The following is an 18,583-nucleotide window of genomic DNA, read 5'->3' as shown; positions in this document are numbered from 1 at the left end:
CACGCGCTGCCGAGCCCGGAGCGCCTACAGGCGCCACCAGCAACTCGTCAGCGGGTTGATCAGATGTGATAGATGTCGATGACCTGACGGACGTAGTCGTTTTTCAACACCACTTTCTTGGCCTTGATCAGCGGCGCAGTGCCGCGCATGTCGAGGGTATAAAAGCTGGTGCCGAAGTAACTGTCGGTGGTCTTGTAGCGAAAGCTCAGGGTGTGCCAGTTGAAACGCACTTGGCATAGCCCATCGGTTTGCTCGACGATCTCGATGTTGCTCAGATTGTGCGAGGTGCGGGTGTCGGGCATGGTCGCGCTGGAGCGCTCGGTCTTGATTCGAAACACCCGGTCTTCCAGCCCGCCTCGGTTGCCATACCAGATCAACGAGATTTCACTTTGCGGGTCTTCGGTCAGGGTGTCGTTGTCGTCCCAAGACGGCATCCAGAAGCTGGCATCAGCGCTGTACAACTCCAGCCACTGATCCCAATGACCGTCGTCCAAATAACGAGCTTCGCGATATAAAAAGTCGCGCACGACCTCATAAGTGCTGGTCATCACACGGCCTCCACGGGGATCAGTTGCTGCTCGGCGGCCTGGGCCTTGAGCATCACTTGCTGCCAGTACTTGTGTTGCAGTACAAACAGGCCTTCATCTTCGGTGCGCACACCGGACAGCAGTGGCTTGAGGTCGATTTCCTTGGCCGCATCATCCGCGCCATCAACCCAGTGTGTTGCTCCACGCGACATATCATTCCAGCCGCGGCCAGCGCCATAGCCGGTCTGGCATGAGCGGAACTCTTCAAGGTCATCGGGTGTGGCCATGCCACTGACATTGAAAAAATCTTCGTACTGACGAATGCGCTTGGTGCGGGCCTCTACGCTCTCGCCTTTTGGCGCGATGCAGTAGATGGTGATTTCGGTCTTATCGACAGAGATCGGCCGAGCGATACGGATTTGTGAGCTGAACTGGTCCATCAAGTACACGTTTGGATACAGGCACAGGTTGCGCGAGTTTTCGATCATCCAGTCAGCACGAGCCTTTCCAAAATCGCGGGCCAATTCGTCACGGCGCTCGTAGGCCGGGCGATCTTCTGGGTTGGCCCAGCGCGTCCATAGCAGTAAGTGGCCATTATCGAACGAGTAAAACCCCCCGCCGCTTTTGGCCCAGCTACCGGCGCTCATGGTTTTGATTTCTTCACCCGCTTCGCGCTGGGTGCGTTGGTTCTGGGTGGCGGCGTAGTTCCAGTGTACCGAGCTGACGTGATACCCATCGGCGCCATTTTCGGCGGTGAGTTTCCAGTTGCCCTCGTAAATATAGGAGCTCGAACCACGCAGCACTTCCAGACCTTCAGGGGACTGGTCAACGATCATGTCGATGATTTTCGACGACTCGCCCAGATGTTCGGCCAGCGAGGTGACGTCTGGGTTCAGGCTGCCAAACAGAAAACCGCGATAAGACTCAAACCGTGCGACCTTGGTCAGATCGTGAGAGCCTTCGCAGTTGAAGCCCTCAGGGTAACCGGCCTCACTTGGGTCTTTGACCTTGAGCAGCTTGCCGCTGTTGTTGAAGGTCCAGCCGTGGAAGGGGCAGGTGTAACTGGCGCGGTTGCCGGTTTTGTGTCGGCACAGCATCGCGCCGCGATGACTGCAAGCGTTCAGAAAGGCGTTCAACTCACCCGCCTTGTTGCGCGCGATAAAGATCGGCTGGCGCCCCATGGTGGTGGTCAAAAAATCGTTGATGTTGGGGATCTGACTTTCGTGGGCAAGGTAAATCCAGTTGCCCTCAAAGATGTGAGTCATTTCCAATTCAAAAAGACGTGGGTCAGTGAACATCTCCCGCTTACAGCGATGGACGCCCTTCTCCTTGTCTTCCTCAAGCATGGCATTCAAGTAATCGATTCCCAGGGACATGGCCAGGGCCTCCGTTGTTATTCTTCAGGCCAGTCCAGAGTAGGGAGTCGATACGCCAGGCAATATCCGTTTACTGCAGATCACTATCCGATTACTGCAGTGTTTGTAGCAAAGTGCGAGCAGCACGAAGCCTCGCGTCTGAACAGCAGCGACTGGAATCCAGTTGGTTTTGTGTGTGAGGGGCTTCAGTGCCGACGCTTGAGGGTGTTGGAAGGGAGTTCGCCATATTGCTGGCGATAACTTTCAGAGAAGCGCCCCAAGTGCAAAAAGCCGTAATCCAGGGCCAGTTCAGTCAGGCTACGCACCGTGCAACTCGGGTCGTTCAGACAGGTATTGATACGCGCCAGCTTGCGTTGGCGGATGTATTGCAAAGGTGTGACACCCAACTTGCGCTCGAACAGGGCATACAGCGAGCGCTGACTCATGCGCGCCTGCGTGGCCAGATCATCGGCACTCAGGTCCTGCTTCAGATTGCGCTCGATGTAGTCAAAGATGCGCTCAATGTTTGCGTCTGGTGAAGCCAGGCACTCGCGGGTGATGTTGGTCTTGAGCAGTGTCAACAGCTTGCTGCCGACGATCTGGGTGTAGTGCTCCTGCACCCGCAGCAGCGGGTCGCAGGCTTCAGACTCCAGGCACACCATCCCAAGCAGGTTGAGAAACCCTTCCAGCTCGCTCAATTGATAGTGATTGCGCAAAAACCGCACCCCACCAGACGGGCGCTTCCAGCGTTGTTCGTCGCACACGGTTTCGAGCACTGAGACCGGGAGCTTAAGAATGAATTTTTCGCAATCGTGCGAGTACGTCAGGTCGACCGGATCATCGGGGTTGATTAACAGCAACTCGCCCGGCACCAGATGGTGCTCTCGATCAGGCCCACGCCACAGGCAGTTACCACGCAACAACACCTGTAGATGAAAGATGTTCTCCAGTGCAGGCGACGTCACTCTGACGCTACCGCCGTAGCTGATGCGGCACAGATCAAGCTCGGCAAACTTACGATGATTGAGGCTGGCCTGCGGACGGGTCGTGCGTGACAGACCGATGCAATGTTGACCGACGTGCTGATTCACATAGTCCGATACGGCATGGGGGTCCGCGAGTTGAAATACACGGCTGCGTTCACTCAGCAGGTGGCTTTCCATCATCAAGGCACTCAATTAATTTTTAATTATTTTGTTTGTCACATTGCCAGCCTACGCTCCCGCTCACGGGCATATCAATTACACACTCAGCCAGTGATCGATAATCGAACAGTATCAGCCCAATGGTCAGCCCTCCTGTGTAGGTCGCAAAGAACTAATCTGTGCGATTATCGGACACTTGCCTTGGTTCCTTCACACGTTGCGACTTACCCTGCTCGGCCCAAAGACCACGGTAAGAACTCTCAATGTTTATTCGTTTACGTCCAACCTCTTTGTCGCTTGCGTTGTTTGGCGCACTGACGATCACCACCACCCATGCTGCAAATTTGAGCTGGGTCGACACGGAAGTCGCGGCGGTTAACCAGGACGTTATCGATCTACGGCATACCATCCACCAGCACCCTGAGCTGGGTAACCTGGAGTTTAAAACCGCCGCACTGGTGGCCGAACAGCTCAAGGGCATGGGCATCGATGTACGCACTCAAGTGGGTAAAACCGGCGTAGTCGGCGTACTCAAAGGCGGTCTCCCCGGCCCGGTAGTTGCCCTGCGCGCCGACATGGACGCACTGCCAATAAAAGAAATGACCGGCCTGCCCTTTGCCAGTCAGGCCACCGGCATTCGCTTGGGTAAAACCGTCCCTGTCATGCACGCCTGCGGTCATGACACACACACCGCCATGTTGCTGGGCGCCGCCAAGGTGCTCGCCAAACACCGGGAGCAAGTCGCCGGGACTGTGGTGTTTTTGTTCCAGCCCGCGGAAGAAGGCGCGGCCGATGTTGATGACTTCCAGACCGACACCTTGATCGGCGCACAAGCGATGATCCGTGACGGCGCTCTTAACTCGCCCAAAGTCGAAGCAATTTTTGGGGTGCATGTGATGGCGGGCTACCCAACCGGTCATCTGTATTACAAGGCTGGCACCGTGCTCAACAGCAGCGATGCGTTTCGCATCACGTTAAAGGGTCAGCAAACCCACGGTTCTGCGCCTTGGAGCGGGGCCGACCCAGTGGTCGCCAGCGCAGCAGTGATTGGTGGTTTGCAAACGCTGGTTAGCCGCCGCGCCGATTTGAGTCAAGGCATGGGCGTGATCAGTGTCGGCACCGTTAATGGCGGTTCGGCGGCGAACATTATTCCTGAAACAGTGGAAATGACGGGCACCATTCGCAGTAACAGCGTGGCAATCCGCGACACCCTACTCAAGGACATGCCACCACTGGTGCAAGGCATCTCCAGCGCTTATGGGACTGAAGCCAAACTGGTTGTGGCAAACGTTGCCCCTGTCACCACCAATGACCCGAGCCTGACCCAAGCCATGATCCCGGCTCTGGAACTCGCCGCACCGGGTAAGGTAGAACAACTGCCGGCCTCGCTGTCACCCAGTGAAGACTTTTCGTATTACGCCCAAAAAGTGCCGGGTTTATTTGTGTTTCTCGGCGCCACGCCTGCAGGCGAGGACATGAGCAAAGTACCGAACAACCACAGCCCGTACTTCTCCGTCGACGACGCCACGCTGGCCACTGGGGTCAAAGCACATGTTCAATTCGTTATGAACTACCCCCGCAAGCCTTGATTGATTAGCGGTCCACGCCCCACTCAACACTGAACTGTTGATTGAGAATGTTTCGCAGAGGGATGACAGAGCCAGCAATGATGTTATAAAGTAACCAAACCTAAGCGCCTTCTAGCCTGTGATCCCTCAATGACATCCGCTATTGCACCCTCCCCCTCAAGCCAGCGCCTGCTATCCATCGATGCCCTGCGGGGCTTGGTGATTTTGTTGATGCTGCTGGACCACGCTCGCGAGACGTTCTTTTTGCATCGTCAGGTAAGCGACCCAATGGCCATAGACAGCACTGAACCTGTTCTGTTTTTCAGCCGTGTCCTTGCCCACCTTTGCGCCCCTGTGTTCGTGCTGCTCACGGGGTTGTCTGCTTATCTGTATGGCGAAAAATATCAAGGCACGCGTGATGTCTCGACGTTCCTGTTCAAACGTGGCCTGTTTTTAGTGGTTCTGGAGTTCACGTTGGTCAACTTCGCCTGGACGTCACAATTCCCGCCCAGCGTGGTTTATCTGCAAGTGATCTGGGCTATTGGCGTGAGCATGATCGCCCTGGCTGCATTGGTCTGGTTACCGCGAGCAGTGCTTTTGGTACTCGCCATTGCCATCATCGCGGGGCACAACCTGCTAGATACGCTGCACTTTCCTGTTGATTCGGCGATGCATGTGCCGTGGGCCATTTTGCATGATCGTGGCTGGATCGAATTCGGCAACAGCCTGCGTTTACGCACCTCGTACCCGGTATTGCCGTGGATCGGCGTGATAGCACTCGGTTATTGCATTGGGCCGTGGTTCGCCCGCGCAGCGTCTGGCGCTATGCGCCAACGCAATGTGTTACGTGCAGGCATCGGCGCATTGATGGGGTTTGTGGCACTGCGTTTACTCAACGGATATGGCGAGGCGCCGTGGGTGGAACATGACACCGTTACACACACCTTGATGAGCTTTTTCAACATCACCAAGTACCCGCCTTCGCTGCTGTTTTTGGCGTTGACCTTGGGCGTTGGCCTGCTGTTGTTACTGGTTTTTGAGCGCGTTCAACAGCGCCAATGGATCAGCACATTAGCCATTTTTGGTGCCGCGCCGATGTTCTTCTACTTGGTGCACCTGTATGCACTCAAAGTGCTGTATCTGGCGAGCGTGGCGATGTTTGGCTTGAATCAGGTCAGCCACTTTGGTTTCGACAGCATGGGCGCCGTGTGGCTAACCGCCGTTGTACTGGCTGTTGCGCTTTACCTGCCGGTGCGCTGGTTCGCTGCGTTAAAAGCTCGTCGTCGGGATATATCGTGGCTTAAATACTTGTGACCCGGACATTCTTCTCCTCGGGCTGGCGTATTTCGACTAACATGCCGCCGCCGGTCCCCAAACGGGATTAAAAGGGAATCCGAGGCGCTCACTGAGCACCAAACGGAACTGCCCCCGCAACTGTAGATGCCGAGCTTGCTCCTCAACGCCACTGGGTTCACCCCCGGGAAGGCTGGAGCCAGGCGCCGACGCATCAGTCAGGAGACCTGCCGGCCGATACAAACAAACTAACCGGCGGGGTGTCCGGGAAGGCATCTTTGCTGTGCGCGTCACTCAGGTGGCGGGCCTGTACTGTATTGATCGCAGTGCTCAATGATGTGTTTCCAGACCGTACACCCGCTGTGTACGATCAAAAGGAAATTGCATCATGTTGCTGACCCGCATCGTCACCCTTGTCACCGGTCTGGGCTTGTCTGCCTTGGCTCATGCAGCCCCGACTCACTACCCACTGACCCTCGAAAACTGCGGTGCCCCGTTGACCTTTGAGCACGCGCCCGCTCGCGCCGTGACCATTGGCCAGGCCGGGACTGAAATGCTGTATGCCCTGGGTTTGGGTGACAAGCTGGTTGGCACCTCTCTGTGGTTCAACAATGTGTCGGCCCAATACAAGGCGCAAAACGACAAGGTAGAACGTCTCGCCGATAACGATCCCAGTTTTGAAGCCGTGATTGGTAAGCGGCCTGAGCTGGTGGCTGTACAGCTGGAGTGGATGGTCGGCCCGCAAGGTGTGGTGGGCACGCGCGAGCAGTTTCATGAGCTGAAAATCCCGACTTACCTGATGCCTTCCGACTGTGAAGGCAAAGACAATCTAGTGGGCGCTGATGGCACCCGTTTGCAGCCGTTCAGTATTGACAGCATTTACAAAAGCATTAGCCAGCTTGCAGAGATTTTTGACGTGCAGGCCCGCGGCCAACAGCTAAATGCGCAGCTTAAAGCCCGTCTTGAACAATCCATTGCCTCGCTCAAGGGTAAAGACCTGACGCACACCAGCGCCCTATTTTGGTTCTCCAGCGCTGACCTGGATATCGACCCCTATGTCGCAGGGCGTAAGGGCATTGCCGACTTTATGCTCAACACCCTTGGTGTGCGCAACGTCGTGCAGTCCGATGAAGAATGGCCAACCGTGGGCTGGGAAACACTGGCCAAAGCCAACCCGACATTCTTGGTAATCGCACGCATGGATCGCCGTCGCTTCCCGGCGGATGACTACGAGAAAAAGCTCGAATTCCTGCGCACTGACCCCGTGACCCGCAACATGGATGCGGTTAAAAACAACCGCATCATCATTCTCGATGCTGATGCCATGCAGGCCAGCTTGCGGATGTTCGAAGGTTTTGAAACCTTGGCCACCGCCATCAATCACTACGAACAGCCAAAATGACATCACGGTTGATGCTCACACTGCTGGCCTGTATCGCGTTGCTGTTGGCGGTGCTGGCGGGCGTTGCCATTGGTGAAACGCCGATTAAACCCGGCGTGGTGTTACAGGTGCTGGCCAATAAACTATGGGCCGCCGGGCATGTGCTGGACCCTATCGACGAAGGCATCGTCTGGAACTACCGCCTGACTCGGGCCTTGGTGGCAGCCGCCTGCGGTGCAGGGCTGGCCACATGTGGCGTGATTTTGCAGGCCTTGCTGCGTAATCCGTTGGCGGACCCATACCTGTTGGGTATTTCTGCCGGGGCTTCGACGGGTGCCGTTTTGGTGGCGTTGCTGGGGCTGGGGGCCGGCGCCATTTCGCTGTCGGTCGGGGCCTTTTTCGGTGCTGTCGCCGCCTTCGCTTTAGTGTTGCTGTTGGCCCGCATCAGTGGGCCAGCCAGCGGCACGGGTCAGATCATTCTGGCGGGCATTGCTGGCTCGCAGTTATTCAACGCGATCACTGCATTTTTGATCACCAAGTCGGCCAGTTCCGAACAGGCCCGCGGGATCATGTTTTGGCTGCTGGGTAACCTCAGTGGTGTGCGCTGGCCTTCGGTAGGGCTGGCAATCCCCGTTACATTGGCCGGTTTGGCGGTGTGCCTGTGGCATCGGCGGGCACTGGATGCGTTTACTTTTGGTGCCGATTCAGCGGCGTCACTCGGTATCCCGGTGCGCCGAGTGCAGTTTGTGCTCATCAGCTGTGCAGCGCTGGTAACCGCAGTGATGGTGTCGATCGTCGGCTCTATCGGTTTTGTCGGGCTGGTGATCCCCCATGCGGCCCGATTATTACTGGGCACTGGTCATGCGCGCCTGTTGCCAGCCAGTGCCTTGGGCGGCGCGCTTTTTCTGATTATTGCGGACATCCTCTCGCGCACCTTGATCAAAGGTCAGGTGATACCCGTTGGCGTGGTGACTGCGTTAGTGGGTGCGCCCGTTTTTGCGTTGATCCTGATCAGCCGGAGAAGCGCTCGATGACAGCCACTCATGACGTGATGCTCAGTTGTAACGCCCTGAGCTACAAAGTGCGTGAGACAGCGTTGTTACACCATATCGACTTAAGCGTTAAACGCGGCGAAACACTGGGCATTGTCGGGCCCAACGGGTCGGGCAAATCGACGCTACTCAAACTGCTGGCCAATTTGCGGCCGCCCTCGTGTGGCGAGGTGGTGCTTGACGGGCGGCGGCTTAGATCAATGACGCAACGCACCATTGCGCAAACGCTGGCCGTGGTTGAACAACAGGCTGACACCCATGACGCTATTAGCGTGTTCGATGCCGTCGCCTTGGGTCGCACGCCCTGGCTCTCGGCGTTAAGGCCGTGGTCGCGCAATGACGATGCCATCGTTGAACAAGCATTGTGTGATGTGGACGCAACGCACCTGCGCAAACGCAGTTGGCGCAGCTTGTCGGGGGGTGAGCGCCAGCGTGTACACATCGCCCGCGCGCTGGCCCAACGTCCGCAAATCCTGTTACTGGATGAGCCCACCAACCACTTGGACATCCAGCACCAGTTAGCCATTTTGAAAACCGTACAAGCCTTGCCTGTCACGACTTTGATTGCGCTGCACGACCTCAATCAGGCGCTGAGCTGTGATCGCTTGGCGGTGCTTGAACGCGGGCATCTTGTGGCGCTGGGCAAACCGCTTGAAGTGCTCACCCCGCAGCGCTTGCAGAGCACCTTCGGGGTACAGGCCCACTACTTGATAGACCCTTTTGACGGGGCGCAGATTCTGCGATTTCGCTCCTCTTAAAAGATTTTATGGATAGCCAAACATGCGTAGTTCATCCCTGACGTTACTGCTGACCACCGCGCTGCTGTGCGCCTGCGCGCAGGCGCAAACCCATGAAGTGAAGATGCTCACCCGCAGCGCCACTGCTGGCATGGTGTATGAACCGACCTACTTGCACATCGCCCCCGGTGACACGGTCAAATTCATCCCCACCCAGAGCGGGCACAACGCCGCTACCCTGCCCGGCCTGCTGCCTGAAGGCGCAACGGCATTCAAGGGCAAGATCAACCAAGAGACCGAACAGACCTTCAACGTGCCGGGGCTCTACGGCATTCAGTGCATTCCACACCTGGCAATGGGCATGGTCATGTTGATTCAGGTCGGCGAGCCGTCGGCACAGGCCGCGCAACTGCCCGCTACGCTGCCCAAGCGCGCACTGGACCGTTTGCAGGCAGCGCTTGACCAGCAACAGGCCACAAAATGAAGGCTGTTCGATCCTGCTCCGCCATCTTCCTCGTTCTCGCCAGCCCGATAAGCTTGGCCGACTCGGCTCAAGAACAGGCCAATGGCTTTGTTGAAGACAGCACATGGAGCGTGCTCAACCGCACGGTCTACGACAACCGCGAGTACCGCCACGGCGCCAGCAACAGTGGCGCACGTAATGCGTACAAGCCGAAGTCTGAGCGCAATGGTTATGCCGAAGAATGGGCCTACGGCCTGATGGGCACTGTGCAGTCCGGCTTCACTCAAGGCCTTGTCGGCGTCGGGGTCGATGCCCACACCTACCTGGCCCTGAAACTGGACAGCGGCGGCGGACGTGCTGGTAAAGCCCGCCTGCTTGGGCTCGATAACGATGGCTATCCCAAGGACCATTACGGCCGAGGTGGCGCAGCCATCAAACTGCGCCTGTCCAACACGGTCGTGTCTTACGGCGAACAGCGTGTTAAGACCCCCGTATTCAGCTCATCCGACAGTCGCCTGCTGCCAGAAACCGCAACCGGCGTGTTTGTAACCAGTAGCGAATTAAGCACGTTGAAAATGGTCGCGGGGCACTTCACCGAAAGCACAGACCGCAACGCCAGCAGTCACGATCAAGGCTTCGTGGTCAATTATTCCAATGGGCCAAAGGGCGATGCCTTCGACCTCGCAGGCATGGTCTACACCCCAAGCAAAAGTCTCAGCGCCAGCCTTTACACGTCACGCTACGAAGACACCTGGAACCAACATTACTTAGGCGCTATATACAACCAGAACATGGGGGGCAATCGTTCGCTGTCGTTTAACTTCAACCTTTATCGCACCACTGATGACGGCAAGGCACTGTCGGGCACTATTAACAACACCACCTGGAGCCTGATGAGCACTTACGCTCAAGGCCCGCACAATATCAGCCTCGGTTACCAGAAAGTGCATGGCGACACGCCGTTCGACTATGTGACCCGTGGCGCGATTTTTATCACCAATGCGGTGCAACTGTCTGACTTCAACGCGCCGAACGAGCAATCATGGCAAGCGCGCTACGACTTGGACATGACGCCCTGGAGCTTACCGGGTCTGGTGTTCAGCGCTGCTTATGTGCGCGGCAGCCAAATCGACGGTAACCGCGTCGATCCCAAAGGGGGTTATGCCTATCTGGGTTACGGCAAAAATGGCAAACACTGGGAACGGGATCTGGAAGCGCGCTATGTGGTGCAAAGCGGCACCGCCAAGGGCACTATCGTTTCGTTGCGTCATAACGTCCATCGCGGTAATACCGCGCAGGCAGAGTTAGACACTGACCAACTACGTCTGGCCGTTGAGTACCCACTGACCGGACGCTTTTAAGGGGGGATTAACGCAAGCTGCACGTCATATGCGTGGTTTGCCAGATGGGCTCAGCCTCAACGTCCACCACCGCAAAGCCTTGTCGGCGCCAAAAATCAATGGCTCCGGGCAGGAACGGATGCGTGTGCAGGTACAACAGCTCTACCTGCGCCTCAAGCGCCAGCGCCTTCAAGGCGCGATACAGCGCAGCGGCAACACCCGAACGCCGAAATGAAGGCAACACAAACAGACGCACGACCTCCATCACCTTGAGCCCGTGGTAATCAAGCTGCGCAAAACGATGGTCATAAGGCAGATACCCCACTGCCGCAATGAGCTGCCCGTCATGGCGGGCCAGTAGAAAGCGCCCTTCGCCATCAAGGTACGTCGATGCAAAATGCGCCAAATCGGCGGGTAAACCGCTGGCACTCAGCTTAGGAAACAGCTCCGCCCGGGCCTGCATGACAAATTCCACCATCTCTGGAATATCGGCATGGCTGGCGCGGTAAAGGTTCAAGAGCTGATTCATGAGCGCTTATTGAGCGTGCATCGCACCGTGGTCGTGCTTGTCCATATGGTGCATGTGCATGCTGTTCAAGGCGCGGGCCTGAGCCTTGACTTCAATCGACTCTTTCACCCCTTTGTTGTCTTCAACAATCAGGGTCAGCGGTACTTGGTCGCCCTCTTTAACTTGGCCGACCAGATCAATCAGCATCACGTGATACCCCTCTGGCTCAATGTTCACGGTCTTACCCGCTGGCAGTGCTACCGAGGCCACAGGCTGCATGCTCATGATGTCGTTTTCCATCTTCGACTCATGGATCTGCACAATCTTGGCGACTGGAGATTTAACCTCCACCAGCTTGCTGTCGGTAGTTGACGTGATGTGCATGAAAGCGCCGGTCGAAGGTTGCCCGGCAACCGTTGCCCGAACCCAAGCATCATTGACCACAGTTTGCGCTGACACATGCAAACTCAGGCCCACAAGCGGCAATAGCAGGTATTTAGCCAGTTTCATAAAGCAGGTCCTTTCAGGAATAGCGTGGGTTAGCAGACGGACATCACTGTCAGTAAGTCTTCCGTGCATTGTTTGGCCGACAGAGACGGCGACAGGCCTAGCCGCAAGATGCCTCGGGTATCAAACACAAAGCTGGTGGCCGTGTGTGACAGGGTGTAAGAAGAGCCGCTGGGGATTTTTTCGTAAAACACCTTGAACTCTTTGGCCGTGGCGGCTGTTTCTTCCAGCGTGCCAGACAGCGCAATAAAGCTTGGGTCAAAGGCTTTCACGTAGGCATCGAGCATGGCCGGGGTGTCTCGCTCGGGGTCAAGGGTGATAAACACCACCTGCAATCGGTCACCGTCTGGGCCCATCATTTTTTTGATTTGCGCGGCGCGGGCCAATGCGGTTGGGCAAACAGCCGGGCACTGGGTAAACCCGAAGAAAATCATCGGCATCATCCCGCGAAAGCTGCCGAGCATCATCTCAGTGCCTTCAGCGTCCCTGAGCTTGAACTTGCGCCCCAGGATTTCATTGCTCAAATCTTTACCGTACTTGTACGACAAACCGCTGGCGTTATCGCAACCGGCCAGCAAGCCGAGACTGAGCAAGCCAAGGCCGGTAACTACATGGCGGCGAGTCAGTAATGGATTCATGTAAAGCTTCCTCTAAGCGGCCTGTGTCCAAGACAAAAGCCTTTGCCCTGTGCAGTGTGAGCCAAGGGGGTGCCCGCTGCCTGGGCTATAGACTAAAGATCAGGCGCGTGCGATTGCTGTGGGGTAGACGCATTTCATGGGAACGCAATTTACCACTGTCCCCGGCACGCCGCACGGCGGCTCTGCCCTGCGGTGGTGCACATCGCCCCTGACAGCCCTTAAAACAGGGCAACACAACAGAGCCTGCGACAAATCGCCTCAGGTCGTCATGCGGCTCTCTCAGCAATCGAAATGGGCGCTCGAAGAGCCCCCTGCTCATGAACGGTACAACGATACGTAATCAGAGCCCGGCATCTACCCGCAAAAGCTCACTGCTTACCCCATGATCGTCATTCACTGCAAACTCAACTCTTGCCTGCGGCCCTTGAATGTAACGCTCCAAAGGCAACTCAAGGCTGGAAAAAGGCGCAAGCAAGCCCTGCGCTAGTGTCAAATCGCCTGCTACCCGAACGCCAGTAAGCCTGACGTGATAAGGGCTGGGGTTAGTTACCTGCAAGTAACGGGAGGCATCACGCTCCAGCAACCGCCATTGCAACTGTCTCGGAGCATCACCGACGCCTGATGCCAAATGCTGCGGGCGATAGATAAACGCTACACGCTCGGTTTTAGACGCAGCACTGAGTTGTACATCGTTACTGCCAACAATGGCCTTCCCCATCACATGCAGGTAGAACAGCAACTCTCGATCGTCAGGCAAATCCCCCGGGGTCCTGATGATTCGCACCACTTGCTGTTCACCTGCCCACAAACGAAACAACGAAGGCATGGCAATAAAGGGCGCCGCAGATTGCATGTCCTCACTGTCACCACTGATCCAAGCCTTGGAAAAATAGGCATTCGGTGCGCTGTTGCTGATTAATGTCGCGACACTGCGCTCATGGGCATTAAAAATGATTGGCGCTCGGCGCTCAGAAGCTGCCGCTTGAGCAATGCCTACGTCTATTAATATCAGCGCCAGCCACGGAATAATCCCCAACCCCTTTTTTACACACATATTGCCTCCCGCCCCAGTACCTAATTAACCGCTAAGTGGTGGCACGGCACTTAATGAATAACTGTGGCGCCCTGAACAGGCCCAGTCGTTAATAACCATACGATCGCCAAGCCACTGGCAGCCTGCATCGACATGAGCAACCAACGCTTATATTGTTGGCGCCTAGTTGGGTTCCACATGGCCCCGCCTTTGTTCTTGTGGCTTTAATTCGCTCGTTTGAAACGCACTCCCCAGCTTCGCGGTTTGGTTAAAGTTTTTGACAAGGACGCTGAACCGATCTTTAGCGTTTTTAAGATGTTTGAGATGTTCACGCAGCATCAGCACTCCGCGCTGCAATTCACCTTCGCGTTTTTGCAACTGCGCCAGCCGTGCCTCCAACAAAGCTGACAACGCTTCGGCGCGGGTGTTTTCCTGCTGCAATAAGTCGAAAAGCCGGGCGCTGGCACGCTCACGAGCGTCTAGGTCTTCGGTTAATTGCTGGAGTGCCGCACTGTGCTCAGAAATCATCTGAGCGCTATCTTGTGATGCTTGAGCTAACAAATCACGATCGTGTAACACCTGTTTATGCTGTTGGCGTAAGTCGTCCTCTTTATCACGCCACTGGTGCTCTTTTTCCTGTAACGCAAGGTCGCGCCCATCGAGTAATTGCTGCTGTTTGAGGGCGCCTTTTTTTTGTTCAGCTAAACGGTTGGCCATACCGGTCAACGAGCCAAGAGTGTCTTGGCTGACATTGCCAACATCCATCTCGAACACCTCCAACACGGGCGTAAGGCTGGTCACGCCCTCGTGGCCGAGCCCCATTTGTGACACGTCGAGCCTGGAAATCGCATTCATTAGCACCGATTTGTTTATCGCCAATGACTGGTGCGAAGTCACAACGTTCTGAAATAACACCTGATCGTCAAGACTGATCAAGTGATACGTCGGCGGTATCGTTTTAATTAACCTCATGTTGTTCAGCCTTTCACGATTTGATGCAGCACCTGCAATGCAACTGCCCGATCACGATCAGTTTCCAATGCGCCCAGGCTGTAACTGCCCGCCGTCTCAAACAACGTGGCCACATACAAACGGACAACGCCTGCGTGAGGTTCTTCATTTAAGGTGTACACCAAAAAGCTCTTGCTGATTTGTGGCACCGCAAACCCAAACAACAAGACGGCATTAAGATGCTCGCCCATTGGATTTAAGAGGGTGATACTTCGCAACAACATGTTTGAGCACTCCTTTTTAAACAGTAGCGAGTATCTGACTTAAAGAACGCTGATTTTACCTCGTCGCCCACGCAGACAACCCAAGAATAAGCCTGAGTGAAGCTGGATATTTCTTGTAAGTAAGCTGTTTTTTCTTGCGGCACATTAACTCCATAGTGAACTGTTATTCTTTACAGCTCATTCTGCTAAACACTCAAAAACATCAAATTTAATGGGCCGTCGCATTCGTAATAACAATGCGCTAACGCCTGCTATTAATTTTTTAATATCGCTCACGCGTTATCCCGTACTCGCTTGCACGGCCACGGTAAGGCGCGTGTCCCTATTTTTGCGCACGCAGTGGAAAACATGATTGAGGCCAAACAATTAACCCGACACTTTGCGGGAAAAACAGTGCTCGACAACCTTAGCTTTCAAGTCAGGCAAGGTGAAGTGCTGGGCCTGCTAGGGCCCAATGGCGCAGGTAAAACCACAACGTTAAAGCTGCTCACCGGTTTTCTGCCGGCCACATCTGGCAGCGCAACCATTCTGGGTTTTGATACCAGCACCCACTCGCGCCAGGGTCAACGGCTTATTGGCTATCTACCGGAAGGTTCGCCCTTCTACGGCGACATGAGCGTGGGTGGGTTTCTCGAATTTATCGCCGCCGTGCGCAATTATCGCGGGGCGAACAAACGCAGCCGTATTGCCAGTGTCATTGAGCGTTTAGACCTGAGCCGGGTGTACAAACAACCTATCGAAACCTTGTCCAAAGGCTTTAAACGGCGGGTCGGTTTGGCACAAGCCGTTCTCCATGAGCCGCCAGTATTGATTCTAGATGAGCCCACCGACGGCCTGGACCCACAGCATCGCCAGCAAGTGCTCGCGATGATCAGTGACTTGGCCCAAGACAAACGGGTGATTGTCTGCACCCACCAACTCGACGAGGTGCCGGGGCTCTGTACTCACGTGTTGTTGCTCAAGGGCGGGCGCAAAGTCGCCAATGGCACAACTCTGGAACTGACCAACCGTTCGCGCTTGCACAACGCCGTGCATCTGTACCCCGCGCATGCACTTGATCTGCTGGCGTTGGTGCTTTTACCCGGCGTGGCCAGTGTAGAGCCGACCCTCGGCACACCGGGCGCCATCACCTTACTGGCAAAGCCGGGCGCGGTGATTTTGCCTTTTGTCAGTCAATTGGTCACTGCGCGCCAGTGGCCGGTTAAACGCCTGCAATGTGAACCCGATAGTTTTGCAGCCGCGTATCGGCACCTGATGGGCGAGGTCGCTCAATGAAGTTGTTAATGGTCGTGACTCGACGCGAGTTAACGAGCTACCTGATCGCGCCACTCACTTACGTATTCATCATGGCGTTTGTCGCCCTCTGCGGGATCATCACCTTCTACCCCGGGGATTTTTATGAGCGCAATCAGGCTGATCTCATGCCATTTTTTGACGCTCACCCTTGGGTTTATCTGTTTTTACTGTCGGCTTTGGCCATGCGCCTGTGGGCACAAGAACGTCAATCCGGCTCCATCGAGCTATTGATGACATTGCCCGTGGGCGATTTCGCCAGGGTTGCGGGTAAGTTTCTAGCCGCATGGCTCGTCGCGGGTTTTGCGCTGACGTTGACCTTCCCAATGGTGCTCACCGTCAACTATTTGGGGGCGCCGGACAATGCCGCGATCCTTGTTGGTTACTTGGGCAGTTGGTTGCTCGCGGGGGGCTATCTGGCGATTGGTTCGTGCATGTCCGCCCTCTCCAAACAACAGACAACGGCCTTCGTGCTGACCTTACTGGTGTGTTTGCTATTCATGGGCAGCGGCTTGGCGCTTGTTCGTGACGCCTTATTACCTTGGGCACCCGTGGGGTGGGTGGACGCAATCGCCGGTTTAAGTCTGCTTGAGCGTTACAGCGCGATGAGCAAGGGCCTGATCGATGCTTTCGATCTGCTCTATTTCATCAGCTTGATAGTGGCCTGGTTGTGCGCAACTGCCGTGGTCATCAATCTGAACAAAGCCCGGTGAGGTCTTGGTCATGAAACGGCACTTTATCTCGGGGCTTGGCCTTGTTCTTATCGCGTTGGCTTTTTTGTCTTTTAATGGGCTGACGAAGCTGTTGCTGCCAGAAGTCCAACTCGACCTGACTGAGCACCAGCTTTACACCATCAGCCCCGGCACGCGCCAGACTCTGAACACGGTGCAGACGCCGATCACGTTACGCCTGTACTTCTCCGAGACTCAGGCCCGAGAACTGCCACCCCTGCGCAATTACGCTAAACGCATTGAGGCCTTGCTGCGCAGCTATGAGCGTTTGGCCCCCGGGCGTATCGCGCTGCACCTTATCGACCCCGAGCCGTTTTCCGAGGATGAGGAGCAAGCAGCTCGCTTCGGTTTGCAGGGCGTGCCTCTAGAACGAGGCGGCGGCCCTTTGTATTTTGGGCTTGCCGCAACCAATGCCCTTGGCGACACACAGGTCATCCCATTGTTCTCACCCAGTGAAGAGCAAATGCTGGAGTACGACATCAGTCGCCTGCTGCACGTACTCAGCCATCCCCAACGCCCGTTGATCGGGGTCATGTCGACACTGGCGATTGAGGGCGATTCGAACAACCCGCCTTGGGTGATGTTTGAAGCAATTGCCCAGCAATTTGAGCTGCGTGACATCGCGCCCGAAGCCGATGTGATCCCACCCGATCTATCCGTGCTGGTTTTGGTGCACCCTAAGCAACTGAGCGAACCCACGCAGTACGCCATCGACCAATTCGTGCTCGGTGGTGGCAAGTTACTGGTTTTTGTTGACCCTATGAGTCAGATAGACACCCGTGTTGAAAACGCTTCGGGCCTGCCTGAGCTGTTCAACGCTTGGGGCTTGCAATTGCTGGCTGGCAAGGTGGTTGCCGATGAGCGTTATGCCATGATCGCGCCTAACCAAAAACAACAACCCGAACGGCAAATGACTTGGTTGAGCCTTACGTCTGAGGCACTGAGCGCGCACGACATCAGCACCACCGACCTGCAGCATCTGAGCTTGGCGACTGTGGGTGTGCTCGAGCCGCTGGCACACGCCAGCACAACGTTTATTCCCCTGATGCAAAGCTCCGAGTCGGCGGCACTGTTGGATGCCCAAAGCGTTGGACTGTTGGGTGAGCTGGGCGCACTCAGGGCTGGAGGCCAGCGCTATACCCTCGCGGCGCGCATTCACGGGCCTGCGCGTTCAGCATTCCCCAAGGGTTTGCAAGGGAATGACGAGGGCCTTAAGCACGCAACCAACATCAATATCATCGCCGTGGCCGACACTGACATGCTCAGTAATCGGTTGTGGCTTGAGCCAACGCAGCCCTCAGACCCCGCGCCCCTGCGCTCATGGGCCGACAACGATGCTTTTGTCATCAACGCGCTGGATTACCTGACAGGCTCCGACGCGTTAATCAGCCTGCGTTCCCGAGGCCGTTTCAGTCGCCCGTTTGACGCAGTGGACGCACTGCGACAACAGGCGCAGGGGCGCTTTCAAACGACCTATGAGCAGCTCAGTAAGCACTTGTCTGAGACAGAACGCATGCTGGCGACCTTACGGCTCAACCCTGACCCTAACCAAGCACAACTGCCTGAAAAACAGCGTGAAGCGTTGATCCTGCACGAAAACCGGCAGCGCAAATTGCAGCAGGATCTGCGTCAGGTTCAGTTTGAGCTCAACAACGATGTAGATGCCCTGCACCACTACTTGAAACTTCTCAATATCGCCTTAGTGCCGCTGCTGGTCTGTGCCGTAATGTTGCTGGTGTTATGGGGCCGCCACCTGCGCCGTACAAAAGGGAACTAA

At 55.9% G+C, this 18,583-nt stretch carries 19 protein-coding genes and 1 riboswitch; of the genes, 10 read left to right on the top strand and 9 right to left on the bottom strand.

Annotated elements, in window-relative coordinates:
• Window positions 1-59: 59 nt before the first annotated feature.
• From benB to ACZRJQ_RS03225, 3 genes are all read right to left on the bottom strand, one after another.
• Window positions 60-548, bottom strand: a complete 489-nt coding sequence (gene benB, locus ACZRJQ_RS03235) for a benzoate 1,2-dioxygenase small subunit (RefSeq protein WP_463976954.1) — start codon at window positions 546-548, stop codon at window positions 60-62.
• Complete coding sequence (benA, locus tag ACZRJQ_RS03230) at window positions 548-1,903, bottom strand: benzoate 1,2-dioxygenase large subunit (RefSeq protein WP_463976953.1); 1,356 nt, start codon at window positions 1,901-1,903, stop codon at window positions 548-550. The genes benB and benA overlap by 1 nt, the downstream gene beginning before the upstream one ends.
• 185 nt (window positions 1,904-2,088) lie before the next feature.
• Window positions 2,089-3,045 carry an AraC family transcriptional regulator gene (locus ACZRJQ_RS03225; protein ID WP_463976995.1) on the bottom strand — a complete coding sequence of 319 codons (957 nt, stop codon included), beginning with the start codon at window positions 3,043-3,045 and terminating at the stop codon, window positions 2,089-2,091.
• 245 nt (window positions 3,046-3,290) lie between these two features.
• Between ACZRJQ_RS03225 and ACZRJQ_RS03220 the strand changes: the two genes are divergently transcribed.
• From ACZRJQ_RS03220 to ACZRJQ_RS03190, 7 genes are all read left to right on the top strand, one after another.
• Window positions 3,291-4,616, top strand: a complete 1,326-nt coding sequence (locus ACZRJQ_RS03220; RefSeq protein ID WP_463976952.1) for an amidohydrolase — start codon at window positions 3,291-3,293, stop codon at window positions 4,614-4,616.
• A 129-nt stretch (window positions 4,617-4,745) separates the two neighbouring features.
• Window positions 4,746-5,909, top strand: coding sequence for an acetyltransferase domain-containing protein (locus ACZRJQ_RS03215; protein WP_463976951.1), 1,164 nt, complete (start codon window positions 4,746-4,748; stop codon window positions 5,907-5,909).
• A 34-nt stretch (window positions 5,910-5,943) separates the two neighbouring features.
• Window positions 5,944-6,137, top strand: a riboswitch (cobalamin riboswitch).
• A gap of 139 nt (window positions 6,138-6,276) precedes the next feature.
• Window positions 6,277-7,290 (top strand): ABC transporter substrate-binding protein, encoded by a 1,014-nt coding sequence (locus ACZRJQ_RS03210; protein ID WP_463976950.1) that lies wholly within the window; start codon window positions 6,277-6,279, stop codon window positions 7,288-7,290.
• Window positions 7,291-7,298: 8 nt separating this feature from the next.
• Window positions 7,299-8,303: a FecCD family ABC transporter permease gene (locus tag ACZRJQ_RS03205; protein WP_463976994.1), complete on the top strand. Its 1,005-nt coding sequence runs from the start codon at window positions 7,299-7,301 to the stop codon at window positions 8,301-8,303.
• Window positions 8,300-9,079 carry an ABC transporter ATP-binding protein gene (locus ACZRJQ_RS03200; protein WP_463976949.1) on the top strand — a complete coding sequence of 260 codons (780 nt, stop codon included), beginning with the start codon at window positions 8,300-8,302 and terminating at the stop codon, window positions 9,077-9,079. The genes ACZRJQ_RS03205 and ACZRJQ_RS03200 overlap by 4 nt, the downstream gene beginning before the upstream one ends.
• 22 nt (window positions 9,080-9,101) lie before the next feature.
• The gene (locus tag ACZRJQ_RS03195; protein ID WP_463976948.1) at window positions 9,102-9,542 is read left to right on the top strand and encodes a pseudoazurin; all 441 of its coding nucleotides are present in this window, start codon (window positions 9,102-9,104) and stop codon (window positions 9,540-9,542) included.
• Window positions 9,539-10,882, top strand: coding sequence for an OprD family porin (locus tag ACZRJQ_RS03190; protein ID WP_463976947.1), 1,344 nt, complete (start codon window positions 9,539-9,541; stop codon window positions 10,880-10,882). The genes ACZRJQ_RS03195 and ACZRJQ_RS03190 overlap by 4 nt, the downstream gene beginning before the upstream one ends.
• A gap of 7 nt (window positions 10,883-10,889) precedes the next feature.
• On the opposite strand, the gene ACZRJQ_RS03185 is transcribed toward ACZRJQ_RS03190, so the two are convergent.
• From ACZRJQ_RS03185 to ACZRJQ_RS03160, 6 genes are all read right to left on the bottom strand, one after another.
• On the bottom strand, window positions 10,890-11,390 hold the full coding sequence (locus ACZRJQ_RS03185; RefSeq protein ID WP_463976946.1) for a GNAT family N-acetyltransferase: 501 nt from the start codon (window positions 11,388-11,390) through the stop codon (window positions 10,890-10,892).
• A 6-nt stretch (window positions 11,391-11,396) separates the two neighbouring features.
• Window positions 11,397-11,879: a copper chaperone PCu(A)C gene (locus ACZRJQ_RS03180; RefSeq protein ID WP_463976945.1), complete on the bottom strand. Its 483-nt coding sequence runs from the start codon at window positions 11,877-11,879 to the stop codon at window positions 11,397-11,399.
• Between the two features lie 29 nt (window positions 11,880-11,908).
• Window positions 11,909-12,514, bottom strand: a complete 606-nt coding sequence (locus tag ACZRJQ_RS03175; RefSeq protein ID WP_463976944.1) for an SCO family protein — start codon at window positions 12,512-12,514, stop codon at window positions 11,909-11,911.
• Between the two features lie 340 nt (window positions 12,515-12,854).
• Window positions 12,855-13,568, bottom strand: coding sequence for a fimbrial biogenesis chaperone (locus ACZRJQ_RS03170; protein ID WP_463976943.1), 714 nt, complete (start codon window positions 13,566-13,568; stop codon window positions 12,855-12,857).
• A 162-nt stretch (window positions 13,569-13,730) separates the two neighbouring features.
• Complete coding sequence (locus tag ACZRJQ_RS03165) at window positions 13,731-14,483, bottom strand: hypothetical protein (RefSeq protein ID WP_463976942.1); 753 nt, start codon at window positions 14,481-14,483, stop codon at window positions 13,731-13,733.
• Window positions 14,484-14,524: 41 nt separating this feature from the next.
• Window positions 14,525-14,782 carry a hypothetical protein gene (locus ACZRJQ_RS03160; RefSeq protein WP_463976941.1) on the bottom strand — a complete coding sequence of 86 codons (258 nt, stop codon included), beginning with the start codon at window positions 14,780-14,782 and terminating at the stop codon, window positions 14,525-14,527.
• Window positions 14,783-15,130: 348 nt separating this feature from the next.
• On the opposite strand from ACZRJQ_RS03160, the gene ACZRJQ_RS03155 reads away from it, so the two are divergent.
• From ACZRJQ_RS03155 to ACZRJQ_RS03145, 3 genes are read left to right on the top strand one after another with little or no spacing between them, the layout of a single operon-like run.
• Window positions 15,131-16,057: an ABC transporter ATP-binding protein gene (locus ACZRJQ_RS03155; protein WP_463976940.1), complete on the top strand. Its 927-nt coding sequence runs from the start codon at window positions 15,131-15,133 to the stop codon at window positions 16,055-16,057.
• The gene (locus ACZRJQ_RS03150; RefSeq protein WP_463976939.1) at window positions 16,054-16,788 is read left to right on the top strand and encodes an ABC transporter permease subunit; all 735 of its coding nucleotides are present in this window, start codon (window positions 16,054-16,056) and stop codon (window positions 16,786-16,788) included. Before ACZRJQ_RS03155 ends, ACZRJQ_RS03150 begins: the two co-directional genes overlap by 4 nt.
• A gap of 10 nt (window positions 16,789-16,798) precedes the next feature.
• On the top strand, window positions 16,799-18,583 hold the full coding sequence (locus ACZRJQ_RS03145; protein ID WP_463976938.1) for a GldG family protein: 1,785 nt from the start codon (window positions 16,799-16,801) through the stop codon (window positions 18,581-18,583).

Source organism: Pseudomonas sp. E315, from assembly GCF_055406205.1.
Note: the sequence above shows the minus strand (reverse complement) of the source record. Positions and strands in the feature narration are given on the sequence as shown.